25 protein-coding genes, 1 other RNA gene, 1 pseudogene and 1 other annotated feature are annotated in these 26,495 nt (G+C 42.3%); all 27 genes and pseudogenes read left to right on the plus strand.

Annotation, left to right across the window (positions count from 1 at the left end):
• The first annotated feature begins 1 nt into the window (after position 1).
• Positions 2–2,020, plus strand: a complete 2,019-nt coding sequence (cheA, locus tag BSU_16430) for a chemotactic two-component sensor histidine kinase (protein ID NP_389525.2) — start codon at positions 2–4, stop codon at positions 2,018–2,020.
• A 21-nt stretch (positions 2,021–2,041) separates the two neighbouring features.
• Positions 2,042–2,512 carry a modulation of CheA activity in response to attractants (chemotaxis) gene (gene cheW / locus BSU_16440; RefSeq protein ID NP_389526.1) on the plus strand — a complete coding sequence of 157 codons (471 nt, stop codon included), beginning with the start codon at positions 2,042–2,044 and terminating at the stop codon, positions 2,510–2,512.
• Between the two features lie 18 nt (positions 2,513–2,530).
• Complete coding sequence (gene cheC / locus BSU_16450) at positions 2,531–3,160, plus strand: signal terminating phosphatase of CheR-mediated methylation of methyl-accepting chemotaxis proteins (MCPs) (RefSeq protein NP_389527.1); 630 nt, start codon at positions 2,531–2,533, stop codon at positions 3,158–3,160.
• Entirely contained in the window at positions 3,157–3,657 is a 501-nt protein-coding gene (gene cheD / locus BSU_16460; RefSeq protein NP_389528.1) for a sequence specific deamidase required for methylation of methyl-accepting chemotaxis proteins (MCPs) by CheR, read from the plus strand. Before cheC ends, cheD begins: the two co-directional genes overlap by 4 nt.
• A 22-nt stretch (positions 3,658–3,679) precedes the next feature.
• On the plus strand, positions 3,680–4,444 hold the full coding sequence (sigD, locus tag BSU_16470; RefSeq protein NP_389529.1) for an RNA polymerase sigma-28 factor (sigma-D): 765 nt from the start codon (positions 3,680–3,682) through the stop codon (positions 4,442–4,444).
• Between the two features lie 28 nt (positions 4,445–4,472).
• Positions 4,473–4,976, plus strand: coding sequence for a coupling factor for flagellin transcription and translation (swrB, locus tag BSU_16480; RefSeq protein NP_389530.1), 504 nt, complete (start codon positions 4,473–4,475; stop codon positions 4,974–4,976).
• 143 nt (positions 4,977–5,119) lie between these two features.
• On the plus strand, positions 5,120–5,860 hold the full coding sequence (gene rpsB, locus BSU_16490) for a ribosomal protein S2 (RefSeq protein ID NP_389531.1): 741 nt from the start codon (positions 5,120–5,122) through the stop codon (positions 5,858–5,860).
• Between the two features lie 101 nt (positions 5,861–5,961).
• Positions 5,962–6,843, plus strand: coding sequence for an elongation factor Ts (gene tsf, locus BSU_16500; protein ID NP_389532.1), 882 nt, complete (start codon positions 5,962–5,964; stop codon positions 6,841–6,843).
• A 145-nt stretch (positions 6,844–6,988) separates the two neighbouring features.
• Positions 6,989–7,711 (plus strand): uridylate kinase, encoded by a 723-nt coding sequence (gene pyrH / locus BSU_16510; RefSeq protein NP_389533.2) that lies wholly within the window; start codon positions 6,989–6,991, stop codon positions 7,709–7,711.
• A gap of 1 nt (position 7,712) precedes the next feature.
• Positions 7,713–8,270: a ribosome recycling factor gene (frr, locus tag BSU_16520; protein ID NP_389534.1), complete on the plus strand. Its 558-nt coding sequence runs from the start codon at positions 7,713–7,715 to the stop codon at positions 8,268–8,270.
• Between the two features lie 130 nt (positions 8,271–8,400).
• Positions 8,401–9,183, plus strand: a complete 783-nt coding sequence (uppS, locus tag BSU_16530; RefSeq protein NP_389535.1) for an undecaprenyl pyrophosphate synthase — start codon at positions 8,401–8,403, stop codon at positions 9,181–9,183.
• A 3-nt stretch (positions 9,184–9,186) separates the two neighbouring features.
• Positions 9,187–9,996: a phosphatidate cytidylyltransferase (CDP-diglyceride synthase) gene (cdsA, locus tag BSU_16540; RefSeq protein NP_389536.1), complete on the plus strand. Its 810-nt coding sequence runs from the start codon at positions 9,187–9,189 to the stop codon at positions 9,994–9,996.
• A 61-nt stretch (positions 9,997–10,057) separates the two neighbouring features.
• Complete coding sequence (dxr, locus tag BSU_16550; RefSeq protein NP_389537.2) at positions 10,058–11,209, plus strand: 1-deoxy-D-xylulose-5-phosphate reductoisomerase; 1,152 nt, start codon at positions 10,058–10,060, stop codon at positions 11,207–11,209.
• Between the two features lie 6 nt (positions 11,210–11,215).
• Positions 11,216–12,484 (plus strand): inner membrane zinc metalloprotease required for the extracytoplasmic stress response mediated by sigma(W), encoded by a 1,269-nt coding sequence (rasP, locus tag BSU_16560; protein NP_389538.1) that lies wholly within the window; start codon positions 11,216–11,218, stop codon positions 12,482–12,484.
• 32 nt (positions 12,485–12,516) lie between these two features.
• Positions 12,517–14,211: a prolyl-tRNA synthetase gene (gene proS, locus BSU_16570; protein NP_389539.1), complete on the plus strand. Its 1,695-nt coding sequence runs from the start codon at positions 12,517–12,519 to the stop codon at positions 14,209–14,211.
• 108 nt (positions 14,212–14,319) lie between these two features.
• Positions 14,320–18,633 carry a DNA polymerase III (alpha subunit) gene (gene polC / locus BSU_16580; protein NP_389540.1) on the plus strand — a complete coding sequence of 1,438 codons (4,314 nt, stop codon included), beginning with the start codon at positions 14,320–14,322 and terminating at the stop codon, positions 18,631–18,633.
• A gap of 10 nt (positions 18,634–18,643) precedes the next feature.
• Positions 18,644–18,861, plus strand: an RNA gene (gene surG / locus BSU_misc_RNA_71) — small RNAs controlled by sporulation.
• A 101-nt stretch (positions 18,862–18,962) separates the two neighbouring features.
• Positions 18,963–19,433, plus strand: a complete 471-nt coding sequence (gene rimP / locus BSU_16590; protein NP_389541.1) for a ribosome maturation factor — start codon at positions 18,963–18,965, stop codon at positions 19,431–19,433.
• Positions 19,434–19,467: 34 nt separating this feature from the next.
• On the plus strand, positions 19,468–20,583 hold the full coding sequence (gene nusA, locus BSU_16600) for a transcription translation coupling factor involved in Rho-dependent transcription termination (protein NP_389542.1): 1,116 nt from the start codon (positions 19,468–19,470) through the stop codon (positions 20,581–20,583).
• A gap of 13 nt (positions 20,584–20,596) precedes the next feature.
• Entirely contained in the window at positions 20,597–20,872 is a 276-nt protein-coding gene (rulR, locus tag BSU_16610; protein ID NP_389543.1) for a molecular ruler co-factor for RNA; new fold, read from the plus strand.
• Between the two features lies 1 nt (position 20,873).
• A complete protein-coding gene (gene rulQ / locus BSU_16620; RefSeq protein ID NP_389544.1) occupies positions 20,874–21,176 on the plus strand; it encodes a K-turn RNA binding protein in 303 nt (100 codons plus the stop codon).
• Positions 21,177–21,195: 19 nt separating this feature from the next.
• A complete protein-coding gene (gene infB, locus BSU_16630; protein ID NP_389545.1) occupies positions 21,196–23,346 on the plus strand; it encodes an initiation factor IF-2 in 2,151 nt (716 codons plus the stop codon).
• Positions 23,343–23,621: a sequence feature (Evidence 5: Unknown function), on the plus strand. (Overlaps the previous gene by 4 nt.)
• Positions 23,343–23,621, plus strand: a pseudogene (ylxP, locus tag BSU_16640). (Overlaps the previous feature by 279 nt.) The gene infB and the pseudogene ylxP overlap by 4 nt, the downstream one beginning before the upstream one ends.
• A 16-nt stretch (positions 23,622–23,637) precedes the next feature.
• Positions 23,638–23,991, plus strand: a complete 354-nt coding sequence (gene rbfA, locus BSU_16650) for a pre-ribosomal (17S) RNA binding factor A (protein ID NP_389547.1) — start codon at positions 23,638–23,640, stop codon at positions 23,989–23,991.
• Between the two features lie 81 nt (positions 23,992–24,072).
• Complete coding sequence (gene truB, locus BSU_16660; protein ID NP_389548.1) at positions 24,073–25,002, plus strand: tRNA pseudouridine 55 synthase; 930 nt, start codon at positions 24,073–24,075, stop codon at positions 25,000–25,002.
• An 18-nt stretch (positions 25,003–25,020) separates the two neighbouring features.
• On the plus strand, positions 25,021–25,971 hold the full coding sequence (gene ribC / locus BSU_16670; protein ID NP_389549.1) for a bifunctional riboflavin kinase FAD synthase: 951 nt from the start codon (positions 25,021–25,023) through the stop codon (positions 25,969–25,971).
• Between the two features lie 156 nt (positions 25,972–26,127).
• Positions 26,128–26,397: a ribosomal protein S15 (BS18) gene (gene rpsO / locus BSU_16680; RefSeq protein ID NP_389550.1), complete on the plus strand. Its 270-nt coding sequence runs from the start codon at positions 26,128–26,130 to the stop codon at positions 26,395–26,397.
• Positions 26,398–26,495: the final 98 nt, after the last annotated feature.

Here is a 26,495-nt window from a genome sequence, read left to right on the forward strand (position 1 = left end):
AATGGATATGAATCAGTATTTAGATGTCTTTATTGATGAGAGTAAAGAACATTTACAAACATGTAATGAAAAGCTTCTTCTTTTAGAGAAAGACCCGACTGATCTTCAGCTCGTACATGATATATTCAGGGCTGCCCATACATTAAAAGGAATGAGCGCAACGATGGGCTACACGGATTTAGCACATCTTACCCATCTGCTTGAAAACGTGCTGGATGCAATCCGAAACGGAGACATGGAAGTCACCTCAGACTGGCTGGATATTTTGTTTGAAGCTCTGGATCACCTGGAAACAATGGTTCAGTCTATTATTGATGGCGGGGATGGTAAAAGAGATATCTCAGAAGTGAGTGCCAAGCTTGATGTGAATGGTGCGCACGCTGAATCCGCTGCCTCCGCTGAACCTGCAGAAGCACAGAGTTCAGCATCTGATTGGGAATATGATGAATTTGAACGCACAGTTATACAAGAAGCGGAGGAGCAAGGCTTCAAACGATATGAAATCAAGATTTCTCTGAACGAAAACTGTATGTTAAAAGCAGTTCGTGTCTATATGGTGTTTGAAAAACTAAATGAAGTCGGAGAAGTAGCCAAAACAATTCCAAGTGCTGAAGTGCTTGAAACAGAAGATTTTGGAACTGACTTTCAAGTTTGTTTCTTAACACATCAATCAGCGGAAGACATTGAACAATTAATCAATGGCGTGTCGGAAATTGAGCATGTTGAAGTCATTCAAGGGGCTCCTTTAACATCAGCTGAAAAGCCTGAAGAATCTAAGCAAGAAGATTCACCAGCAGCAGCTGTACCTGCGAAGCAGGAGAAACAAAAACAGCCTGCTAAAAACGATGAACAGGCGAAGCATTCAGCCGGCGGATCTAAAACAATTCGTGTCAACATTGACAGGCTTGATTCTTTAATGAACTTATTTGAAGAGCTTGTCATTGACCGCGGGCGTCTCGAGCAGATTGCGAAAGAGCTTGAGCATAATGAACTGACTGAAACGGTTGAACGAATGACGAGAATTTCCGGAGATTTGCAATCGATTATTCTGAATATGAGAATGGTCCCGGTTGAAACTGTTTTTAACAGATTCCCGAGAATGATTCGCCAGCTTCAGAAAGAGCTGAATAAAAAAATTGAACTCTCGATCATCGGTGCGGAAACTGAACTGGATCGTACAGTAATTGATGAAATCGGAGATCCACTCGTTCACTTGATCAGAAACAGTATTGACCATGGTATCGAGGCGCCGGAAACACGTTTGCAAAAGGGAAAACCGGAATCAGGAAAAGTTGTGCTTAAAGCTTATCACAGCGGCAACCATGTCTTTATCGAAGTAGAGGATGACGGCGCAGGCCTTAATCGAAAAAAAATTCTGGAAAAAGCGCTTGAGCGCGGGGTCATAACGGAAAAAGAAGCTGAAACCTTAGAAGACAACCAAATTTACGAATTGATTTTTGCTCCGGGGTTCTCAACTGCTGACCAAATTTCTGATATTTCCGGCCGCGGTGTAGGACTTGACGTTGTAAAAAACAAACTGGAGTCTCTTGGCGGTTCAGTCAGTGTGAAATCAGCCGAGGGTCAAGGCTCTCTATTCAGCATCCAGCTGCCGCTTACCTTGTCTATTATTTCAGTTCTGCTGATTAAGTTGGAAGAAGAGACATTTGCCATTCCGATTTCTTCAATCATTGAGACAGCAGTTATTGACAGAAAAGACATTTTGCAAACGCATGACCGTGAAGTGATTGACTTTAGAGGGCATATTGTCCCTGTCGTTTATTTAAAAGAAGAGTTTAAAATAGAAGATACAAGAAAAGATGCGGAACAGCTCCATATCATTGTCGTGAAAAAAGGCGACAAACCTACTGCATTTGTGGTGGACTCCTTTATTGGCCAGCAGGAAGTTGTGCTGAAATCACTCGGAGATTATTTAACAAACGTCTTTGCAATTTCCGGAGCTACTATTTTAGGAGACGGAGAAGTAGCGCTCATTATTGATTGTAATGCACTGATTATTTAACCATTCGAGGAGGTGTCTCACATGACTGCAGAAATTAAAACAGGCGAAAAAATGATAGTCTTTATGGTAAATGGCAAAGAATATGCCATTTCCGTCACTCAGGTGAAATCAATTGAAAAATGGCAAAAGCCAACGAGGGTACCTGGCGTCGAACCATATATTTGCGGGGTAATCAATTTACGCGGGGTGGTGACTCCGGTTATTGATTTAAGAAAACGCCTGAATTTGCCAGAGTATGAAATTACAGATGAAACACGAATTATCATTATTGCTTATCGTGATATTGAAGTCGGCTGGATTGTGGATGAAGCGAATGATGTGATTACCGTACACGAAAGTGAAATAGAATCTGCTCCAGAAGGCGTTCAGAAAGATACGGATGTGTCGATCGAACAGATTGTGAAACAAGAGAACAGACTCTTAAATATTATTGATGCGAACGCGGTTTTGGATAAAGAATCATCTCAGTCCGCTGTGCCCGATCAAGCTTAATCTTAAAGGGGTTATGACATGAGTATTTTTAATGGAATCAAAGAAGAGCAGATGGACATTTTGCGGGAAGTCGGCAATATAGGCGCCGGCCACTCCGCCTCTGCAATGGCCCAGCTGTTAAATAGAAAGATAGATATGGAAGTCCCATTTGCAAAGCTGCTGTCTTTTGATGAGCTTGTTGATTTTTTCGGCGGCGCCGATGTCCCGGTTGCCAGCATCTTTTTAAGAATGGAAGGCGATTTAACGGGTTCAATGTTCTTTATAATGCCTTTTTTTCAGGCGGAGCAGTTTATCAGAGAGCTGATTGGAAACCCCGATTTTGACATAGAGGACTTAGGTGAAGACCACATGAGCTCATCCGCTTTGCATGAACTGGGCAATATTTTAGCGGGGTCATATTTAACAGCTTTGGCGGATTTGACGAAACTCCAGCTCTATCCAAGTGTTCCTGAAGTCTCATTGGACATGTTCGGAGCTGTGATCAGCGAAGGGCTGATGGAGCTCAGTCAGGTTGGAGAACACGCCATTGTTGTCGACACGTCAATTTTTGACCAAAGCCATCAGCAGGAGCTGAAAGCGCATATGTTTATGCTGCCGGACTATGATTCATTTGAAAAGCTCTTTGTCGCCTTAGGTGCATCATTATGAGTACAACTGAGGCTGTTGTTATAAAGGTTGGGATTGCTGACGTGAAGATCGCCCGCTTCCCGGATACCATCCGGACCTCTGGTTTGGGCTCATGTGTGGGGCTGGTGCTTTATGATAAAGAAAAGCAAACGGCGGGTCTTGTTCATGTCATGCTTCCGGATTCGACGTTATCGAAAACTGCCGAGCTCAACCGGGCTAAGTACGCTGACACCGCCGTACAGACCACGATTGATATGCTGATAGAAGCGGGATGCCGGAAATTTGCATTAAAAGCAAAGCTGGCCGGCGGATCAGAGATGTTTAAATTTAAATCGACAAATGATTTGATGAAGATCGGACCGAGAAATGTATTAGCGATAAAAGAACAGCTGTCTTTATTTAATATTCCTATTATTAGTGAAGATACGGGCGGCTCAAGCGGCCGGACGATAGAATTTGAACCGAAGTCCTGCATGCTGCATATTCGAACTGTTAAACAAGGTGAAAAAACGATTTAATTAAGGTATTAGGGGGATAACAATGCAATCCTTGAATTATGAAGATCAGGTGCTTTGGACGCGCTGGAAAGAGTGGAAAGATCCTAAAGCCGGTGACGACTTAATGCGCCGTTACATGCCGCTTGTCACATATCATGTAGGCAGAATTTCTGTCGGACTGCCGAAATCAGTGCATAAAGACGATCTTATGAGCCTTGGTATGCTTGGTTTATATGATGCCCTTGAAAAATTTGACCCCAGCCGGGACTTAAAATTTGATACCTACGCCTCGTTTAGAATTCGCGGCGCAATCATAGACGGGCTTCGTAAAGAAGATTGGCTGCCCAGAACCTCGCGCGAAAAAACAAAAAAGGTTGAAGCAGCAATTGAAAAGCTTGAACAGCGGTATCTTCGGAATGTATCGCCCGCGGAAATTGCAGAGGAACTCGGAATGACGGTACAGGATGTCGTGTCAACAATGAATGAAGGTTTTTTTGCAAATCTGCTGTCAATTGATGAAAAGCTCCATGATCAAGATGACGGGGAAAACATTCAAGTCATGATCAGAGATGACAAAAATGTTCCGCCTGAAGAAAAGATTATGAAGGATGAACTGATTGCACAGCTTGCGGAAAAAATTCACGAACTCTCTGAAAAAGAACAGCTGGTTGTCAGTTTGTTCTACAAAGAGGAGTTGACACTGACAGAAATCGGACAAGTATTAAATCTTTCTACGTCCCGCATATCTCAGATCCATTCAAAGGCATTATTTAAATTAAAGAATCTGCTGGAAAAAGTGATACAATAATGAATTTCATGGTTAGCGAGTGAAAAACATGTCAACACTATTATGGCTTTTAAGCTTTATGCTCCACGGCGTTCTTCTGTACGCTGTCATTATCCTGTATACGAGGCTCGCTGCAGTGAAAGAAACAGAAAAACAGCAAAAACAGATACTTGAAGAGACGGAAAACACCTTGGCGGCATTTCTGCTTGAATTAAAAGAAGAAAATGAGAAACTGATAGAAAATAAAGCTTCATCTGCAAGTCAATCAGATGAAGAATCCCAAAAGTCAGGCCTTCAGACCTCTGAAACATATCAAGAGCGGGATCCAGTCCAAGAGGCAGAGAATCTTCCTGAACATATTGAAGGTCTGATTACAGAGGTTGACCGTCGGGAAGAGCTCGTAAACAGTGAGGTCCAATCATTTGAAGACCAGGTCATAGAATTATATGAACAGGGATATTCGGCAAGTCAAATTGCCCAGAAAATGAAGAGCGGAAAGACAGAAATCGAGCTATTTTTAAAATTTCGCTCCAAAGGTGTAAAGGATTCTTGATTGTCGGATAAAGCTGTGTTATATTATGTCTTGGTGTTAAATACACACGCTTAACGATTTATGCAGAGGGTGCTGCAGGCGGCAGTTCTGTACAAAAATGACCTAAGCGGAGGAAAAAAACCATTATATTAGGAGGAAATAACATGTCAGTCATTTCTATGAAGCAATTGCTTGAAGCTGGTGTTCACTTCGGTCACCAAACACGCCGTTGGAACCCAAAAATGAAGCGTTACATTTTCACGGAGCGTAACGGAATCTACATCATTGACCTTCAAAAAACAGTCAAAAAAGTAGAGGAAGCTTACAACTTCACTAAAAATCTTGCTGCTGAAGGCGGAAAAATCCTTTTCGTCGGAACAAAAAAACAAGCTCAAGATTCTGTTAAAGAAGAAGCTCAACGCTCTGGCATGTACTATGTCAACCAACGCTGGTTGGGCGGTACATTAACAAACTTCGAAACAATCCAAAAACGTATTAAACGTCTTAAAGACATTGAAAAAATGCAAGAAAACGGTACGTTTGATGTACTTCCTAAAAAAGAAGTCGTTCAATTGAAAAAAGAATTAGAGCGTCTTGAAAAATTCCTAGGCGGAATTAAAGATATGAAGGATCTTCCTGATGCATTATTCATCATCGATCCTCGCAAAGAGCGCATCGCTGTTGCGGAAGCTCGCAAATTAAACATCCCTATCATCGGTATCGTAGATACTAACTGTGATCCAGATGAAATCGATGTTGTTATCCCAGCGAACGATGACGCTATCCGCGCTGTTAAACTTCTAACTTCTAAAATGGCAGATGCAATCTTAGAAGCGAAGCAAGGCGAAGAAGAAGCGGAAGTTGCTGAAGAAACTGCACCAGAAACAGAAACAACAACTGCGTAACCTATTCAAAAGGTGATAAGAGGGACTGCCTTTTATCACCTTTTTTCAAGAAAAATGTGTAATATACATACTCTTGTTTAAACATATAAGGAGGAATACAAATGGCAATTACTGCACAGCAAGTAAAAGAACTGCGTGAAAAAACTGGCGCGGGCATGATGGATTGTAAAAAAGCGTTAACTGAAACTGACGGAGATATGGACAAAGCAATTGACCTTTTAAGAGAAAAAGGAATTGCAAAAGCAGCGAAAAAAGCTGACCGTATCGCAGCAGAAGGTTCTACTCTTATTAAAACTGACGGCAACAAAGGCGTTATCCTAGAAGTAAACTCTGAAACTGATTTCGTTGCGAAAAACGAAGGTTTTAAAGAGCTTCTTAACACTTTAGCTGACCACCTTCTTGCAAACACGCCAGCTGATGTTGAAGAAGCAATGGGCCAAAAAATGGAAAATGGCTCAACTGTTGAAGAGTACATCACAAGCGCAGTTGCTAAAATCGGTGAGAAAATCACTCTTCGCCGCTTTACAGTTCTTACAAAAGACGACAGCTCTGCATTCGGTGCGTACCTTCACATGGGCGGCCGCATCGGTGTATTAACTGTTCTCAACGGTACAACTGATGAAGAAACTGCGAAAGATATCGCAATGCACGTTGCTGCAGTTAACCCTCGTTACATTTCTCGTGATCAAGTATCTGAAGAAGAAACAAATCATGAGCGTCAAATCTTAACTCAGCAAGCCCTCCAAGAAGGCAAACCTGAAAACATCGTAGCGAAAATGGTTGAAGGCCGTCTGAACAAATTCTTCGAAGAAATTTGTCTATTAGACCAAGCGTTCGTTAAAAACCCAGATGAAAAAGTGAAACAAGTTATTGCAGCGAAAAACGCTACTGTTCAAACTTTTGTCCGCTATGAAGTTGGAGAAGGCATCGAAAAACGTCAAGAAAACTTTGCTGAAGAAGTAATGAACCAAGTGAAAAAATAATGGTGAAAAGATTTCGCGGCTAAGTCGCGTCTTTTCAGGCAGTATAGGGGACACATTTTGTGTTCCCTATTTTTAAAACTATATTTACAAACCTTTTTTTCTCTTGCATAATAGAAAACGGCAATGTTTACACTTGGAGGTTATCATGGAAAAACCAAAATACAAACGTATCGTATTAAAGCTTAGCGGGGAAGCATTGGCAGGAGAACAGGGAAATGGAATTAACCCGACTGTCATTCAATCCATTGCAAAGCAAGTGAAGGAAATCGCTGAGCTTGAAGTCGAAGTGGCTGTTGTTGTAGGCGGCGGCAACTTATGGCGCGGAAAAACAGGAAGTGACCTGGGCATGGACCGCGCGACTGCTGACTATATGGGAATGCTGGCGACAGTAATGAATTCGCTTGCTCTTCAAGACAGCTTGGAAACACTCGGAATCCAGTCCAGAGTGCAAACATCCATTGAAATGAGACAAGTTGCTGAACCGTACATAAGAAGAAAAGCGATACGCCACTTAGAGAAAAAACGTGTCGTTATTTTCGCTGCGGGCACAGGAAACCCATATTTCTCAACTGATACGACAGCTGCACTGCGGGCTGCTGAAATTGAGGCAGACGTTATTTTAATGGCTAAAAATAACGTTGACGGTGTGTATAATGCTGATCCTAGAAAAGATGAATCAGCTGTTAAGTATGAATCACTTTCTTATCTTGACGTTCTTAAAGACGGCCTGGAAGTCATGGATTCAACAGCTTCCTCTTTATGCATGGACAATGACATTCCGCTTATCGTCTTTTCTATTATGGAAGAAGGAAATATCAAACGTGCCGTTATCGGTGAATCAATCGGAACGATCGTGAGGGGGAAATAACGTGTCAAAAGAAGTATTAACTCAAACAAAAGAAAAAATGGAAAAAGCAATTGCTGCTTATCAGCGCGAATTGGCTACTGTACGCGCAGGCCGTGCAAATCCATCATTATTAGATAAAGTAACGGTTGAATATTACGGAGCGCAGACACCTTTAAATCAGTTGTCTTCTATTAACGTGCCTGAAGCTCGTATGCTCGTTATCACGCCATACGATAAAACAGCAATCGGTGATATCGAAAAAGCGATTTTAAAAGCTGATTTAGGTCTTACACCAACAAGTGACGGCAATATGATTCGAATTGCAATTCCGGCACTAACAGAAGAGAGACGGAAAGAATTAGTGAAAGTTGTAAAAAAATATGCTGAAGAAGCAAAAGTAGCTGTTCGTAACGTTCGCCGTGATGCTAACGATGATCTCAAAAAACTTGAGAAAAACGGAGACATTACTGAGGATGAACTGCGTGCTTCCACTGAAGACGTTCAAAAACTGACAGATGAATATGTGTCAAAAATTGACAGTGTCACAAAAGACAAAGAAAAAGAAATCATGGAAGTTTAATGAAAAACTATGTACAATAGATAATAGTGAAAAGACCCTCTCATGTTTACAGGGGGTTTTTTTGTTAATACTGTTGATTACATTGATTATCAGCAGGGAATGTAACCTTTTTGGGTGACGGAGGAATCTCATGCTCAACATACTCAAAAATTGGAAGAATCAGCAAACTGCGGCTTCCAACTTAGAACGTTATACAAAAGAAGACATACTTAAGGGAGAAATTCCCGAACACATCGCCATTATCATGGATGGAAATGGCCGTTGGGCTAAAAAACGCTCTCTTCCCAGAATTGCAGGCCACCATGAAGGGATGAAGGTGGTAAAAAGGACCACGAAGCTCGCAAACGAATTAGGTGTCAAAGTACTGACATTGTATGCATTTTCAACAGAAAACTGGAAAAGACCGAAAATGGAGGTCGATTTTTTAATGAAGCTTCCGGAAGAATTTTTGAATACGTATCTTCCAGAGCTTGTTGAGGAAAATGTACAGGTTCGGATCATTGGGGATGAAACGGCTTTGCCGGCGCACACATTACGTGCGATTGAAAAAGCTGTACAGGACACGGCGCAAAACGACGGAATGATCCTTAATTTTGCTCTTAACTATGGAGGCCGTACTGAAATTGTCAGTGCTGCAAAATCACTCGCGGAAAAAGTGAAGGAAGGCTCTTTGAATATTGAAGACATTGATGAATCGCTTTTTTCTACTTATTTGATGACTGAATCTTTGCAGGATCCTGAACTTTTAATTCGAACGAGCGGCGAGATAAGGCTGAGTAATTTTATGCTATGGCAGGTTGCCTACAGTGAATTTGTCTTTACTGACGTCTTGTGGCCTGACTTTAAAGAAGATCACTTCTTGCAGGCGTTAGGAGAGTTTCAGCAGAGAGGCCGGAGGTTTGGCGGAATTTAGAGGATGGTGGACATGAAACAAAGAATTTTGACAGGTGTTCTGGCAGCAATTGTATTTTTATTTTTGGTTATTGTCGGGAAATTGCCGTTCACCATATTAATTTATGCTATGGGCAGTGTGGCGCTTTTTGAACTTTTACGGATGAAAAAGCTGAAGCTGGTTTCACTGCCGGGTTTGATCGGTCTTTTATTATTGTGGATGTTCTTATTACCAAGCCAGTATTCGTTTTTTGAAGCGGACGGGATTTCCAAAATGGAAATCGCTTTATTTGCGGTACTGCTATTGCTGACTTACACAGTGTTGGTCAAGAACACCTTTACTTTTGATGAAGTCGGGTTTATTACGCTTGCAGCAATTTACATCGGAATGTGTTTTCATTATTTTATCGAAATCAGAAATCTTGACCAATACGGATTAACATACATTTTTTATGCGTGTGTTGTCATTTGGTCCACCGATTCCGGTGCCTATTTTGTCGGTAAATCGCTTGGGAAGCGGAAACTGTGGCCTGAAATCAGTCCGAATAAAACAGTGGAAGGGTTTGCAGGCGGAATTGTCATCGCACTTGTATTGGCGACGATTTTTCAGCTTGTTGCACAACTTCCGATCCCGTATATCTATCTGCTGTTGATCACGCTGTTTTTGTCTGTTTTTGGACAACTGGGAGATTTAGTGGAATCCGCCTTGAAAAGACATTACGATGTAAAGGATTCTGGGAATATTCTTCCCGGGCATGGCGGTATATTAGACCGTTTTGACAGTTTCTTGTTTGTCATGCCTTTCTTGTACTTTCTGCTTGCCCTTTTTTCATAAAAAAGTCTAATATGAATATGAGACTGATCATGCAGCAATAAGAATAGGAGTAGTGGCAACTTTGAAAAATATTTGTCTTTTAGGAGCAACAGGATCAATCGGCGAACAGACTCTTGATGTACTGCGTGCACATCAAGACCAATTTCAGCTGGTATCTATGTCGTTTGGCAGAAATATTGATAAGGCCGTTCCAATGATTGAGGTCTTTCAGCCGAAGTTTGTCTCTGTCGGTGATCTGGATACATATCATAAATTAAAACAAATGTCTTTTTCTTTTGAATGCCAAATCGGGCTGGGAGAAGAAGGACTGATAGAAGCAGCAGTGATGGAGGAGGTTGACATTGTTGTCAACGCTTTGCTTGGAAGCGTCGGTCTTATCCCGACATTAAAGGCAATTGAACAGAAAAAAACAATTGCGCTTGCAAATAAGGAAACTCTTGTCACTGCAGGGCATATAGTAAAAGAACATGCTAAGAAATATGATGTTCCGCTGCTGCCTGTTGACAGTGAGCATTCAGCCATTTTTCAAGCTCTTCAAGGCGAACAGGCTAAAAACATTGAACGCCTCATCATTACGGCATCCGGCGGAAGTTTTCGGGACAAGACGCGGGAGGAGCTCGAATCAGTAACGGTTGAAGATGCATTAAAACATCCAAACTGGTCAATGGGTGCAAAAATTACAATTGATTCGGCTACAATGATGAATAAGGGATTAGAGGTGATCGAGGCACACTGGCTTTTCGATATACCTTATGAACAAATTGATGTGGTTTTACATAAGGAGAGCATCATCCATTCAATGGTTGAGTTCCATGATAAAAGTGTGATCGCACAGCTCGGAACTCCGGATATGAGAGTCCCCATTCAATATGCGCTCACTTATCCTGACCGATTGCCATTACCAGATGCGAAAAGGCTTGAATTATGGGAAATCGGCAGCCTTCATTTTGAGAAAGCTGATTTTGACAGGTTCCGATGCTTACAATTTGCTTTTGAATCAGGTAAAATAGGAGGAACAATGCCGACAGTGCTAAATGCGGCAAACGAAGTAGCTGTCGCTGCCTTTTTAGCTGGCAAGATACCGTTTTTGGCTATTGAAGACTGTATCGAAAAGGCACTAACCCGCCATCAATTACTGAAAAAACCGAGCCTGGCGGACATTCAAGAAGTGGACAAAGATACCCGGGGATACGTCAATTCAATACTCACATAAGGTGGTATGTTCGTGAATACAGTTATAGCGTTTATCATTATTTTCGGAACGCTCGTTTTCTTCCATGAACTGGGCCATTTATTGCTAGCCCAAAGAGCGGGAATTCTCTGCCGTGAATTTGCGATCGGCTTCGGTCCAAAGATTTTTTCTTTCAAAAAAAATGAAACAGTTTATACGATCAGGCTGCTTCCGGTCGGCGGATTTGTTCGTATGGCCGGCGAAGATCCGGAAATGATTGAGGTGAAACCCGGATACACGGTCGGGCTTCTGTTTAATAAGGAAGATCAAGTTGAGAAAGTCATCATCAATCAAAAGGAAAAATATCCGGATGCTTTAGTCATTGAAGTGGAAACAGCGGATCTAGAGCATGACATGAAGATCACCGGTTATGAACAGGGGAAAGAGGACGAACTTTCCAGCTTTACTGTCAGCGAAACATCCTTTTTTATTGTAGACGGAGAAGAAGTGCAGATTGCGCCGTATAATCGCCAATTTGGTTCCAAACCTGTATGGCAGCGGATTAAAGCAATTGCTGCAGGGCCGATTATGAACTTTATTTTAGCTTACGTCATTTTAGTGATGCTTGGGCTGATTCAAGGCGTACCGTCAAATGAACCTATGCTCGGGCAGCTGACAGACAATGGACGGGCGGCTGAAGCAGGGCTAAAAGAAGGGGATTATATCCAAAGCATTAACGGAGAGAAAATGAGGTCTTGGACTGACATTGTCTCCGCTGTAAAAGAAAACCCGGAGAAAGAAATGGACGTTGCAGTAAAAAGAGATAACAAAACGCTTCATATTTCGGTGACTCCGGAAGCTGTTAAAGATGAGAACAAAAAAACAATCGGACGTTTCGGTTCCTATGCGCCGACTGAAAAAGGCGTACTCTCAGCGGTTGCTTACGGCGCGACATCAACAGTTGATGTCACCAAAGCCATTTTAACCAATCTGAGCAAATTAGTAACAGGCCAATTTAAACTCGATATGCTGTCAGGTCCTGTCGGCATATATGACATGACAGACCAAGTGGCGAAAACAGGGATCGTGAACTTATTTCAGTTTGCGGCGTTTTTAAGCATTAACCTTGGGATTGTCAACCTGCTTCCGATTCCGGCACTTGACGGAGGAAGACTGTTGTTTCTATTTATTGAAGCGATTCGGGGCAAACCGATTAACAGGGAAAAAGAAGCATTTGTTGTGTTTATCGGAGTAGCTTTCTTAATGCTTCTTATGCTGGTTGTCACATGGAACGATATCCAGCGGCTGTTTTTGTAAACGAAAAGTAAATCAATCAGAGGTGCGAAGAAATGAGACAAAGCTTGACGCTTATTCCTACGCTCCGTGAAGTTCCAGCTGATGCCGAAGCAAAAAGTCATCAGCTTCTTCTGAGAGCAGGATTTATCAGACAGAATACGAGCGGGGTATACAGCTATATGCCTCTTGCGTATAAGGTGATTCAAAACATTCAGCAGATTGTTCGAGAGGAAATGGAGAAAATTGATGCCGTAGAAATGCTCATGCCCGCATTGCAGCAGGCAGAGACATGGCAGGAATCAGGCAGATGGTATACGTATGGTCCCGAACTGATGAGACTAAAAGACCGTCATGGCCGTGAATTTGCTTTAGGGGCAACGCATGAAGAGGTTATCACTTCGCTTGTTCGCGATGAGGTTAAATCTTATAAGCGTCTCCCTCTGACTCTTTATCAAATTCAGTCTAAGTTCAGAGATGAAAAACGTCCTCGCTTCGGTTTGTTAAGAGGCCGCGAATTTATTATGAAGGATGCGTACTCTTTCCATGCATCTGCAGAGAGCCTGGATGAAACGTATCAAAAAATGTACGAGGCCTATTCTAATATTTTTGCCCGCTGCGGCATTAATGTAAGACCTGTTATCGCTGATTCAGGCGCAATGGGAGGAAAGGATACGCACGAATTTATGGCACTTTCTGCGATCGGAGAGGATACGATTGCGTATTCTGATGAATCACAGTACGCGGCTAATATCGAGATGGCTGAAGTTCTTCACCAGGAAGTTCCTTCAGATGAAGAGCCTAAAGCTCTAGAGAAGGTTCATACGCCTAACGTGAAAACAATCGAAGAACTGACTGCGTTCTTACAGGTTTCGGCTGAAGCGTGCATTAAGTCAGTATTGTTTAAAGCTGATGACCGTTTTGTCTTAGTGCTTGTAAGAGGGGATCATGAAGTTAACGATATTAAAGTGAAAAACTTGCTTCATGCAGAAGTTGTAGAGCTTGCTACACATGAAGAGGTCATTCAGCAGCTCGGAACAGAGCCAGGCTTTGTAGGCCCTGTCGGTATTCATCAGGATGTGGAAGTATATGCCGATCAAGCTGTGAAAGCAATGGTTAATGCTGTTGCCGGGGCAAATGAAGGAGATCATCATTATAAAAATGTCAATGTGAATCGTGACGCGCAAATTAAAGAATTTGCTGATCTTCGTTTTATTAAAGAAGGTGATCCTTCACCAGACGGCAAGGGAACGATCCGTTTTGCTGAGGGAATCGAAGTCGGACAAGTCTTTAAGCTCGGAACACGCTATTCAGAAGCGATGAATGCGACATATTTAGATGAAAACGGACGCGCGCAGCCAATGCTGATGGGCTGTTACGGAATCGGTGTGTCAAGAACGCTTTCTGCTATTGCTGAACAGCATCACGACGAAAAAGGCTTAATATGGCCAAAAAGCGTTGCGCCGTACGATCTTCATATTCTTGCTTTGAACATGAAAAACGATGGGCAAAGAGAGCTTGCTGAAAAGCTGTATGCCGATTTAAAAGCGGAAGGCTATGAAGTGCTCTATGATGACCGTGCTGAGCGTGCCGGCGTAAAATTCGCTGATTCAGATTTAATCGGCCTTCCAATCCGCATCACTGTCGGAAAACGAGCTGACGAAGGAATCGTCGAAGTGAAAATTCGTCAAACTGGTGAGTCAACTGAGATTTCAGTAGACGAATTATCTGCGTTTATCAGCAAGCAGTAATCACCATAACGATTTATCAAAAAACATGTTAAAATAGAAATAATAGAAGGTACCTCATTGCCTGAGGTACCTTCACTTATGATGTTTTTAGGGAGGGATACTGTCTTAATGGAACAGTTATCAGTAAACAGAAGGCAGTTTCAAATTCTTCTGCAGCAGATTAATATGACAGATGATACCTTCATGACATACTTTGAACATGGCGAGATTAAAAAGCTGACAATTCACAAAGCTTCTAAGTCTTGGCATTTTCATTTTCAATTTAAATCTTTGCTGCCTTTTCAAATATATGACACATTAACAACGAGGCTGACGCAATCGTTTGCCCACATAGCAAAAGTGACATCTTCAATTGAAGTTCAGGATGCCGAGGTCAGTGAAAGTATCGTTCAAGACTACTGGTCACGCTGCATTGAAGAACTGCAGGGCATTTCGCCGCCGATTATCAGTCTTTTAAACCAGCAAAAACCGAAGCTGAAGGGCAATAAACTGATTGTCAAAACCAAAACAGATACAGAAGCGGCTGCGCTAAAGAACAAATACAGTTCCATGATTCAAGCAGAATACCGTCAATTTGGCTTTCCGGATCTTCAGCTTGATGCTGAAATATTTGTATCCGAGCAAGAAGTTCAAAAGTTTCGGGAGCAAAAGCTTGCGGAAGACCAAGAGCGGGCTATGCAGGCCTTGATTGAAATGGAGAAGAAAGATAAAGAAAGTGATGAAGACCAAGCACCATCTGGTCCTCTTGTTATCGGTTATCAAATTAAAGATAACGAGGAAATCCGAACACTTGACAGCATCATGGACGAAGAACGGAGAATTACGGTCCAAGGTTATGTGTTTGATGTGGAGACGCGCGAGCTGAAGAGCGGGCGCACGCTGTGTATCTTCAAAATTACAGACTATACAAATAGTATTTTGATCAAAATGTTTGCACGTGAAAAAGAAGATGCGGCGCTGATGAAGTCTCTGAAAAAAGGAATGTGGGTAAAAGCACGCGGAAGCATTCAAAATGATACATTTGTCAGAGACCTTGTCATGATCGCAAATGACGTAAACGAAATAAAAGCAAAAACCCGTGAAGATTCAGCACCTGAAGGAGAAAAAAGAGTGGAATTGCATCTTCATTCCCCAATGAGCCAAATGGATGCTGTTACGGGTATCGGAAAGCTTGTCGAACAGGCGAAAAAATGGGGGCATGAGGCCATCGCTTTGACCGACCATGCTGTCGTTCAATCCTTCCCTGATGCGTATTCTGCGGCCAAAAAGCATGGAATTAAAATGATTTACGGGATGGAAGCGAATCTCGTGGATGATGGCGTGCCAATTGCTTATAATGCCGCACATCGTCTGCTCGAAGAAGAAACATATGTTGTTTTTGACGTTGAGACGACAGGATTGTCTGCTGTATACGATACCATTATTGAGCTGGCTGCAGTAAAAGTAAAAGGCGGAGAAATTATTGATAAATTTGAGGCGTTTGCGAACCCGCATCGTCCGCTTTCCGCCACAATCATAGAGCTGACAGGGATCACAGATGATATGCTACAAGACGCTCCGGATGTCGTAGATGTAATAAGAGATTTCAGAGAATGGATTGGCGATGATATTCTTGTCGCTCATAATGCAAGCTTTGATATGGGATTCTTAAATGTAGCCTATAAAAAACTTCTTGAAGTCGAAAAAGCTAAAAACCCAGTCATTGATACGCTTGAACTTGGACGTTTTCTCTATCCGGAATTTAAGAACCACCGGTTGAACACACTTTGTAAAAAGTTTGATATCGAGCTCACACAGCATCACCGTGCGATCTATGATACTGAGGCAACCGCTTATTTGCTTCTGAAAATGCTGAAAGACGCAGCTGAAAAAGGTATTCAGTACCATGATGAGTTGAATGAAAATATGGGTCAGTCCAATGCTTATCAAAGATCAAGACCGTATCATGCAACATTACTTGCCGTGAACAGCACGGGACTTAAAAATTTATTTAAGCTTGTGTCACTTTCTCATATTCATTATTTTTACAGAGTGCCGCGTATTCCGAGATCTCAGCTTGAGAAATACAGGGAAGGGCTTCTGATCGGTTCTGCTTGTGACAGGGGAGAGGTTTTTGAGGGAATGATGCAAAAATCGCCTGAAGAGGTGGAAGATATCGCGTCATTCTATGATTACCTTGAGGTTCAGCCGCCTGAAGTGTATCGTCACTTGCTGGAGCTTGAACTGGTCCGTGATGAAAAAGCGCTGAAAGAAATTATTGCGAATATCACGAAGCTGGGGGAAAAGCTTAATAAACCGGTTGTTGCTACGGGAAATGTTCATTACTTGAATGATGAGGATAAAATCTACAGAAAGATTTTAATATCCTCACAAGGCGGGGCAAATCCGCTGAATAGGCATGAACTGCCGAAAGTGCATTTCAGAACGACAGACGAAATGCTTGAAGCTTTTTCTTTCTTAGGTGAAGAAAAAGCGAAGGAGATCGTAGTCACCAATACCCAAAAGGTTGCTTCTTTAGTTGATGACATCAAGCCGATTAAAGATGATTTATATACGCCGAAAATCGAAGGCGCTGATGAAGAGATCAGAGAAATGAGCTATCAGCGTGCAAGAAGCATTTACGGGGAAGAGCTGCCTGAAATTGTCGAAGCGCGGATTGAAAAAGAGTTAAAGAGTATTATTGGCCACGGATTTGCTGTTATTTACTTGATCTCTCACAAACTTGTAAAACGTTCACTAGATGACGGGTATCTCGTTGGTTCCCGTGGTTCCGTAGGATCTTCATTAGTTGCGACACTTACTGAGATTACTGAGGTAAACCCGCTGCCGCCGCACTATGTTTGTCCTGAGTGCCAGCATTCTGAGTTCTTTAATGACGGTTCTGTCGGTTCTGGTTTTGACCTGCCTGACAAGACATGCCCTCATTGCGGAACGCCTTTGAAAAAAGACGGCCATGATATTCCATTTGAAACGTTCTTAGGATTTAAAGGGGACAAAGTACCTGATATCGATTTGAACTTCTCAGGGGAATATCAGCCGCAAGCACACAATTACACAAAAGTATTGTTCGGAGAAGACAATGTATATCGTGCGGGAACAATAGGCACGGTGGCAGAAAAAACAGCCTACGGTTATGTAAAAGGCTATGCCGGAGACAACAATCTTCATATGCGCGGTGCCGAAATAGATCGGCTCGTACAGGGATGCACAGGTGTAAAACGTACAACTGGACAGCACCCTGGCGGTATTATCGTAGTTCCGGATTATATGGATATTTATGATTTTTCACCGATCCAGTTCCCGGCAGATGCCACAGGTTCAGAGTGGAAAACGACTCATTTTGATTTCCACTCCATCCATGACAACCTGTTAAAACTTGATATTCTCGGACACGATGACCCGACTGTTATTCGGATGCTTCAAGACTTAAGCGGAATAGATCCGAAAACAATTCCGACGGATGATCCTGAAGTGATGAAGATCTTCCAGGGAACCGAATCACTCGGTGTGACTGAAGAACAGATTGGCTGTAAAACGGGCACTCTTGGAATTCCTGAATTCGGAACCCGATTTGTCCGGCAGATGCTTGAAGATACAAAGCCGACCACTTTTTCTGAGCTCGTTCAGATTTCAGGCTTGTCTCACGGAACTGATGTATGGCTTGGCAATGCACAGGAGCTCATCCACAATAATATTTGTGAGCTGAGTGAGGTTATCGGCTGCCGTGATGACATTATGGTTTATTTAATCTATCAAGGCCTTGAGCCGTCCCTTGCCTTTAAAATCATGGAATTCGTGCGTAAAGGAAAAGGATTAACGCCTGAATGGGAAGAAGAAATGAAAAATAACAATGTCCCAGACTGGTATATTGATTCCTGTAAAAAGATTAAATACATGTTCCCGAAAGCCCACGCCGCGGCATATGTCTTAATGGCAGTCCGCATTGCTTACTTTAAAGTGCATCATGCTCTTTTGTATTATGCGGCTTATTTTACCGTTCGTGCAGATGACTTTGATATTGATACAATGATCAAGGGCTCTACAGCAATCAGAGCGGTAATGGAGGATATAAACGCTAAAGGACTTGATGCTTCACCGAAGGAAAAGAACCTTCTGACTGTTTTAGAATTAGCGCTTGAGATGTGTGAGAGAGGCTATTCATTCCAAAAAGTCGATTTATATCGCTCCAGCGCCACAGAGTTTATTATTGACGGCAACAGTCTTATTCCGCCGTTTAACTCTATTCCAGGGTTAGGGACGAACGCTGCTTTGAACATTGTAAAAGCTCGCGAAGAAGGCGAATTCCTCTCAAAAGAAGATTTGCAAAAGAGAGGGAAAGTATCAAAAACGATTTTAGAGTACTTAGATCGCCATGGCTGTCTGGAGTCACTGCCTGATCAAAACCAATTGTCACTGTTCTAATATGGAAAGCAGAATTTCTCAGAAATTCTGCTTCTATGCATACATAAGCGCAAAAAGTGCCATCGTAATATTAGAGTTTCTGTCACTTGCTTAGGTATGAAGGTAAGCGTATATCCATTTGCAATAAAAATATGGTTATGGTATAGTTTTATTGGAAATGCTAACGATTACCGAGGCAAAGAGTGGGGAAACCCGCTCTTTTGTATTGAACAGGAGAATTTTGTCTCGACATGTTCATCGTTTACTTTTTAGCCCCTGCTCTTTTGAAGCAGGGTTTTTATGCAGAGTGACGAGACGAATATGAGATCGACAGCACAAGGAGGAAGAACATGAGCAAAAAAGTGACTGACACCGTTCAAGAAATGGCTCAGCCAATCGTAGACAGCCTTCAGCTGGAACTCGTTGACATTGAATTTGTCAAAGAGGGCCAAAGCTGGTTCCTTCGCGTGTTTATTGATTCCGATGACGGTGTGGATATTGAGGAATGTGCCAAAGTAAGCGAAGCTTTAAGCGAAAAGCTTGATGAGGCAGACCCAATCAGCCAAAATTACTTTCTTGAAGTCTCATCTCCAGGAGCTGAGCGTCCGCTAAAGAAAAAAGCCGATTTCGAAAAATCACTAGGAAAAAACGTATACATTAAGACGTATGAGCCTATTGACGGCGTAAAAGTGTTTGAAGGTGAACTGGCTGAATTTGATGGACAAACAGTGACAGTTGAGATCACGATCAAAACAAGAAAGAAACGGATCAATATTCCGTATGAAAAGATAGCTAATGCAAGATTAGCTGTTACATTCTAATGAATACAAATGTTTTAAGGGGGGAGACCGTTAAATGAGCAGTGAATTATTAGATGCTCTCACGATTCTTGAAAAAGAAAAAGGCATCAGTAAAGAAATTATCATCGAAGCAATCGAAGCTGCGTTAATTTCTGCTTATAAGCGGAATTTTAATCAAGCGCAAAATGTACGGGTGGATCTAAACCGTGAAACTGGCTCCATCCGTGTATTTGCAAGAAAAGATGTCGTTGACGAAGTATACGACCAGAGATTAGAAATCTCAATTGAAGAGGCACAGGGCATCCATCCGGAATATATGGTCGGCGATGTCGTCGAAATCGAAGTTACACCTAAGGATTTCGGGCGCATAGCTGCTCAAACAGCGAAGCAGGTCGTCACACAGCGTGTGCGCGAAGCTGAGCGCGGTGTGATTTATTCTGAATTTATCGACCGTGAAGAAGACATCATGACAGGGATCGTCCAGCGTCTGGACAATAAATTTATCTACGTGTCTTTAGGCAAAATAGAAGCCTTGCTGCCGGTTAATGAGCAAATGCCGAATGAAAGCTACAAGCCCCATGACCGCATTAAGGTATATATCACAAAAGTAGAAAAAACAACGAAGGGTCCGCAGATTTATGTGTCAAGAACACATCCAGGCCTGTTAAAGCGTTTGTTTGAAATTGAAGTGCCTGAAATTTATGATGGAACTGTCGAGCTAAAATCTGTTGCCAGAGAAGCCGGCGACCGTTCGAAAATTTCTGTTCGCACAGATGATCCTGACGTTGATCCTGTCGGTTCATGCGTAGGGCCTAAAGGCCAGCGTGTGCAAGCAATCGTCAATGAATTAAAAGGTGAAAAAATTGACATTGTCAACTGGTCCAGTGATCCTGTAGAATTTGTCGCGAATGCGCTCAGCCCTTCCAAAGTGCTTGATGTCATTGTTAATGAAGAAGAAAAAGCGACAACTGTTATTGTTCCTGATTACCAGCTGTCTCTGGCAATTGGAAAAAGAGGACAAAACGCACGCTTAGCTGCTAAACTGACAGGCTGGAAGATTGATATTAAGAGCGAAACGGACGCAAGAGAACTTGGAATCTATCCGAGAGAACTTGAAGAAGATGATGAGCCGCTCTTTACGGAGCCTGAAACTGCTGAATCGGATGAATAAGAGGTGACTTTAGGTGAATAAACACAAAAAGATCCCATTACGCAAATGTGTAGTGACTGGTGAAATGAAGCCTAAAAAGGAACTGATCCGAGTTGTACGGTCGAAAGAAGGCGAAATCTCAGTAGACCCGACCGGAAAAAAGAATGGGCGGGGTGCTTATTTAACGCTGGATAAAGAGTGCATCTTAGCAGCAAAAAAGAAAAACACTTTGCAAAATCAATTTCAATCACAAATCGATGACCAGATTTTCGATGAATTGCTGGAACTGGCGGAAAAGGTGAAAAAATAAAATGTCTGGAATGGAATGGTTTCCCTTGCTGGGTCTGGCCAATCGAGCTCGTAAGGTCGTGTCAGGCGAAGACTTGGTAATAAAAGAAATCAGGAATGCGCGTGCAAAGCTTGTCCTGCTTACAGAGGATGCATCATCTAACACAGCAAAAAAAGTAACTGACAAGTGCAATTATTATAAAGTCCCTTATAAAAAAGTCGAGAGTCGCGCGGTTCTTGGACGCTCTATCGGTAAAGAAGCCCGTGTCGTTGTCGCCGTCACTGACCAAGGTTTTGCGAATAAGCTGATCAGCTTGCTCGATTAATATTTTTGGGGGTGAACGAATGGCTAAAATGAGAGTATACGAATATGCAAAAGCGTTAAATGTTTCAAGTAAGGAAATTTTGACCGCACTGAAGAACATGGATTTAGAAGTGAATAATCACATGGCCATGCTTGAAGAAAAGGCCATTAAAAAGCTAGATGCCAAATATAAAAAAGGCGGCGCAGCTGCTAAATCTCAAAAGCCAGCAGAAACGAACAAAAACAAACAGCCACAAGGGGTTAATCAGCAATCAGCTGGAAATCAACCAAATAAAATTCGAGACGGAAAGAAGAATGACGTGCAGAATAATCAATTTAACAAAAACAAGAAGAATAACAACAACAAAAAAAATAAACGCAACAACAACAATAATAAAAACCAACATCAGCAAAAGCCTGTAAAGCCGAAAAAAGAGCTTCCTGAGAAAATTACATTCTCTGGCACTTTAACAGTTGGCGCACTTGCTGAAGAGCTTGGCAAAGAGCCTTCAGAACTCATTAAAAAGCTGATGCTTCTTGGCGTAATGGCAACCATTAACCAAGAGCTTGATAAAGACACAATCGAACTCATTGCATCAGAATATGGTGTTGAAACAGAAGAGGTCATTGTGCTTGAAGAAACAGAGCTGGAAAAATACGAAGAGCCTGATAATGAAGAGGATCTTGAAATTCGTCCTCCTGTCGTGACAATCATGGGCCACGTTGACCATGGGAAAACAACGCTTCTTGACAGCATCCGTAAAACAAAGGTTGTTGAAGGGGAAGCAGGCGGAATCACTCAGCATATCGGCGCTTATCAAATTGAAGAGAACGGCAAGAAAATCACGTTCTTGGATACACCGGGCCACGCCGCATTTACAACAATGCGCGCACGCGGTGCAGAAGTAACTGATATTACGATTCTTGTCGTAGCTGCCGATGACGGTGTCATGCCGCAAACAGTTGAAGCGATTAACCATGCAAAAGCAGCAGAGGTTCCAATCATCGTTGCTGTGAATAAAATAGATAAAGAATCCGCAAACCCTGACCGTGTAATGCAAGAACTGACGGAATACGGACTTGTCCCTGAAGCTTGGGGCGGAGAAACCATTTTTGTGCCGCTTTCCGCTTTAACTGGAAAAGGCATTGATGAGCTCGTTGAAATGATTTTGCTTGTCAGTGAGGTAGAGGAACTGAAAGCGAATCCGAATCGTCAGGCAAAAGGAACGGTTATTGAAGCTGAACTCGATAAAGGCAGAGGGTCAGTCGCGACGTTGCTCGTACAGACTGGAACACTGCATGTCGGTGATCCGATCGTAGTCGGCAATACATTTGGCCGTGTCCGTGCAATGGTCAACGACATTGGCCGCCGTGTGAAAACTGCCGGCCCGTCAACTCCGGTTGAAATTACCGGTTTGAATGATGTCCCTCAAGCGGGAGACCAATTCCTTGTCTTTAAGGATGAAAAAACAGCTCGTTCTGTCGGTGAAGCCCGTGCTTCGAAACAGCTTGAAGAGCAGCGCAGCGATAAAGCGAAGCTCAGTCTTGATGATTTATTTGAGCAAATTAAGCAAGGTGATGTAAAAGACATCAACCTCATCGTAAAAGCTGACGTTCAAGGATCTGCTGAAGCTTTAACGGCTGCACTTCAAAAAATTGAAGTAGAAGGCGTTAAAGTGAAAATCATCCATACAGGCGTTGGTGCGATTACTGAATCAGACATTATCTTGGCATCTGCTTCCAATGCAATTGTTATCGGGTTTAATGTGAGACCGGACGGAAATGCTAAGAGTACGGCTGAAGCTGAAAATGTAGATATTCGACTTCACCGTATCATTTACAAAGTAATCGACGAGATTGAAGCTGCCATGAAAGGTATGCTTGATCCTGAATATGAAGAAAAAGTAATTGGTCAAGTAGAAGTACGCCAAACATTCAAAGTATCTAAAATCGGTACAATTGCCGGCGGATATGTTACTGAAGGAACCATTACGCGCGACAGCGGCCTCCGTTTAATTCGTGACGGCGTCGTCATCTTTGAAGGCGAAGTAGATGTTCTGAAACGCTTTAAAGACGATGTGAAAGAAGTTTCACAAGGCTATGAATGTGGTATTACAATTAAGAAATACAATGACATTCGTGAAGGTGACATCCTTGAAGCGTTTGTCATGCAAGAAATTGAAAGAACGTGATCGGATTTGCGGAGTGTGAATGCATCATTTATGATGCAGGATCGCTAAAAGAAAAGCGTGCCGTTCTGAAGCGGATTTTAACCAGGGTTCAAAACAAGTTCAATGTTTCGATTTCGGAGATTGGCTATCAGGACACCTGGCAAAGAACCAGCTTCGGAATCGCCGCTGTTTCTTCCTCTCGCGTTCAAACAGAAAAAGAACTGCAGCGCGTCCTAGCGTTTATCGATTCTTTTCCTGAAATTGAACGGACGATCACTAGGACAGAGTGGTTTTAACTTAGAGGTGATTGAATTGAGTATGAGAGCAAACCGTGTCGGCGAGCAAATGAAAAAAGAACTCGGTGATATTATCAGCCGCAAGCTGAAAGACCCGAGAATTGGTTTTCTGACAGTAACGGATGTACGTGTATCAGGTGATTTGCAAATTGCAAAGGTGTATATCTCGGTTCTCGGTGACGAGAAAAAACGGGAAGAAGCGCTGAAAGGGCTGGCAAAAGCGAAAGGATTTATCCGATCCGAAATCGGCAGCCGCATCAGACTTCGAAAAACGCCTGAAATTGAATTTGAGTTCGATGAATCAATCGATTACGGGAATCGGATCGAAACACTGATTCACGAATTACATTCAGAGAAACCATCTGAATAAAAAAAGAGAGGATAGGCGTATATCGTCTGTCCTCTTTCTTCGTTTATAAGAAAAAAACTCAAAAGAAGGAGTGAAAGGCAAATGGTTAACGGAGTTCTCCTTTTACATAAACCTGTTGGCATGACATCGCACGACTGTGTCATGAAGATCCGAAAGCTGTTAAAAACAAAAAAAGTAGGACATACAGGAACGCTCGATCCGGAAGTATCAGGCGTGCTTCCGATTTGTGTAGGAAGAGCGACAAAAATAGTCGAATACTTAACTGAAAAATCTAAAACGTATGATGCAGAAATAACATTGGGCTTTTCAACCACAACAGAGGATCAAACCGGAGAAACGGTGGAAACAAAGCCTGTCAATCACGACATTGATAAAGCGGATGTAGAAAAGGTTTTAAACAGTTTAAAGGGGAAACAAGAACAAATTCCGCCCATGTATTCCGCTGTAAAAGTAAACGGCAAAAAATTATACGAATACGCAAGAGCAGGGATTGAAGTAGAACGTCCGAAACGTATGATAACCATTGAAGACATTGCCCTGACAACAGAGATTAAACATCATGGAGAAACCGCAAGCTTCCGGTTTACAGTGACTTGCTCCAAAGGGACCTATGTAAGGACGCTGGCGGTCATGATCGGAGAAAAGCTCGGATATCCGGCCCATATGTCTCATTTAATCCGTACGGCATCCGGAGATTTTTCTCTCGACGAATGCTTTACTTTTGATGAACTCGAAGCACAGGCCCAATCCGGAACCGTGGAAGAGCATACAGTTCCTATTGAACGTGCGCTCAATCATTTGCCGAAATGGATCATAAGTGATACATTAGCTAAGAAAGTAGAAAATGGGGCTTTGCTTGAGACGCCCGAGCAGTTTTCTGAAATGACAAGTGGAGACCGTATTGCCGTCTTTACTGAATCCGGAACCTGCTTGGCGATCTATTTCCCTCATCCTGCAAAAAAAGGGCTGTTAAAGCCGGCAAAAGTATTGATGCAAAAAAGCGAACAATAGAAAAAAGGTGACCGTTCTGTGAAGACGATACATATTACACATCCTCATCATTTAATAAAAGAGGAGCAGGCAAAATCAGTGATGGCGTTAGGTTATTTTGACGGCGTTCATCTCGGGCATCAAAAGGTAATCGGCACAGCGAAGCAAATAGCCGAAGAAAAAGGTCTGACATTAGCTGTGATGACCTTTCATCCCCATCCTTCTCACGTGTTGGGCAGAGATAAGGAACCAAAGGATCTGATTACGCCTCTTGAAGACAAAATAAACCAAATTGAACAATTAGGCACAGAAGTTCTGTATGTCGTTAAATTTAATGAAGTGTTTGCTTCTCTTTCTCCTAAGCAGTTTATAGACCAGTATATTATCGGCCTTAATGTGCAGCACGCAGTGGCAGGCTTTGACTTTACGTACGGCAAATACGGCAAGGGAACAATGAAGACCATGCCGGATGATTTAGACGGAAAAGCTGGGTGCACAATGGTAGAAAAATTAACGGAGCAGGATAAAAAAATCAGTTCTTCGTATATCCGTACCGCGCTTCAAAACGGAGATGTTGAATTGGCGAATGTCTTGCTTGGACAACCTTATTTTATTAAAGGAATTGTCATTCATGGTGATAAAAGAGGGCGGACCATCGGGTTTCCGACAGCGAATGTCGGTTTAAATAACAGCTATATCGTTCCGCCCACAGGTGTATATGCCGTAAAAGCGGAAGTGAACGGCGAAGTTTACAATGGCGTTTGCAATATTGGCTATAAGCCAACGTTTTATGAAAAGCGCCCTGAACAGCCTTCCATCGAGGTCAATCTGTTTGATTTCAATCAAGAGGTATATGGAGCCGCTATAAAAATCGAATGGTACAAACGGATTCGGAGCGAGCGGAAATTCAATGGCATCAAAGAATTAACTGAGCAAATTGAGAAAGATAAGCAGGAAGCCATCCGTTATTTCAGCAATTTGCGGAAATAACTTGCAACGCACGCAAATTTTATTCTAAAATATTTGCATATAGGCACGATTTTTAGTATGATAGTTTTCGTAGTCTTAAAACCATTGCTTGGCAATCCGAAGTCACCGACGGTTGCTAGGTAACTGGGGCTAAATATGATTTGGAGGTGAAACAGGATGGCAATTACTCAAGAGCGTAAAAACCAACTCATCAATGAGTTCAAAACACACGAATCTGATACTGGATCTCCAGAAGTTCAGATCGCTATCCTAACTGACTCAATTAACAACTTGAACGAGCATTTACGTACTCACAAGAAAGACCACCACTCACGTCGCGGTCTTCTTAAAATGGTAGGTAAGCGTCGTAATCTTCTTACGTATCTGCGTAATAAAGACGTAACTCGTTACCGTGAGTTAATTAACAAACTAGGCTTACGTCGATAATCGTAAAAAGCGGGAGGATTCCCGCTTTTTTATCGTATTAAAGCGAAATTTCTTATAACAAATCATTGAAATCCTTTTACATACTACTTTGACATTGA

It is taken from the genome of Bacillus subtilis subsp. subtilis str. 168 (assembly GCF_000009045.1).
Taxonomy (GTDB): Bacteria; Bacillota; Bacilli; order Bacillales; family Bacillaceae; genus Bacillus; species Bacillus subtilis.

Coding starts and splice junctions, on each gene's coding strand:
- rpsO (NP_389550.1), top strand. CDS start 26,128: ATGGCAATTACTCAAGAGCGTAAAAACCAACTCATCAATGAGTTCAAA.
- rimP (NP_389541.1), top strand. CDS start 18,963: ATGAGCAAAAAAGTGACTGACACCGTTCAAGAAATGGCTCAGCCAATC.
- rpsB (NP_389531.1), top strand. CDS start 5,120: ATGTCAGTCATTTCTATGAAGCAATTGCTTGAAGCTGGTGTTCACTTC.
- cheC (NP_389527.1), top strand. CDS start 2,531: ATGAGTATTTTTAATGGAATCAAAGAAGAGCAGATGGACATTTTGCGG.
- sigD (NP_389529.1), top strand. CDS start 3,680: ATGCAATCCTTGAATTATGAAGATCAGGTGCTTTGGACGCGCTGGAAA.
- polC (NP_389540.1), top strand. CDS start 14,320: ATGGAACAGTTATCAGTAAACAGAAGGCAGTTTCAAATTCTTCTGCAG.
- tsf (NP_389532.1), top strand. CDS start 5,962: ATGGCAATTACTGCACAGCAAGTAAAAGAACTGCGTGAAAAAACTGGC.
- rasP (NP_389538.1), top strand. CDS start 11,216: ATGTTCGTGAATACAGTTATAGCGTTTATCATTATTTTCGGAACGCTC.
- truB (NP_389548.1), top strand. CDS start 24,073: ATGGTTAACGGAGTTCTCCTTTTACATAAACCTGTTGGCATGACATCG.
- cheW (NP_389526.1), top strand. CDS start 2,042: ATGACTGCAGAAATTAAAACAGGCGAAAAAATGATAGTCTTTATGGTA.
- cheA (NP_389525.2), top strand. CDS start 2: ATGGATATGAATCAGTATTTAGATGTCTTTATTGATGAGAGTAAAGAA.
- cdsA (NP_389536.1), top strand. CDS start 9,187: ATGGTGGACATGAAACAAAGAATTTTGACAGGTGTTCTGGCAGCAATT.
- proS (NP_389539.1), top strand. CDS start 12,517: ATGAGACAAAGCTTGACGCTTATTCCTACGCTCCGTGAAGTTCCAGCT.
- cheD (NP_389528.1), top strand. CDS start 3,157: ATGAGTACAACTGAGGCTGTTGTTATAAAGGTTGGGATTGCTGACGTG.
- swrB (NP_389530.1), top strand. CDS start 4,473: ATGTCAACACTATTATGGCTTTTAAGCTTTATGCTCCACGGCGTTCTT.
- uppS (NP_389535.1), top strand. CDS start 8,401: ATGCTCAACATACTCAAAAATTGGAAGAATCAGCAAACTGCGGCTTCC.
- pyrH (NP_389533.2), top strand. CDS start 6,989: ATGGAAAAACCAAAATACAAACGTATCGTATTAAAGCTTAGCGGGGAA.
- infB (NP_389545.1), top strand. CDS start 21,196: ATGGCTAAAATGAGAGTATACGAATATGCAAAAGCGTTAAATGTTTCA.
- nusA (NP_389542.1), top strand. CDS start 19,468: ATGAGCAGTGAATTATTAGATGCTCTCACGATTCTTGAAAAAGAAAAA.
- rulQ (NP_389544.1), top strand. CDS start 20,874: ATGTCTGGAATGGAATGGTTTCCCTTGCTGGGTCTGGCCAATCGAGCT.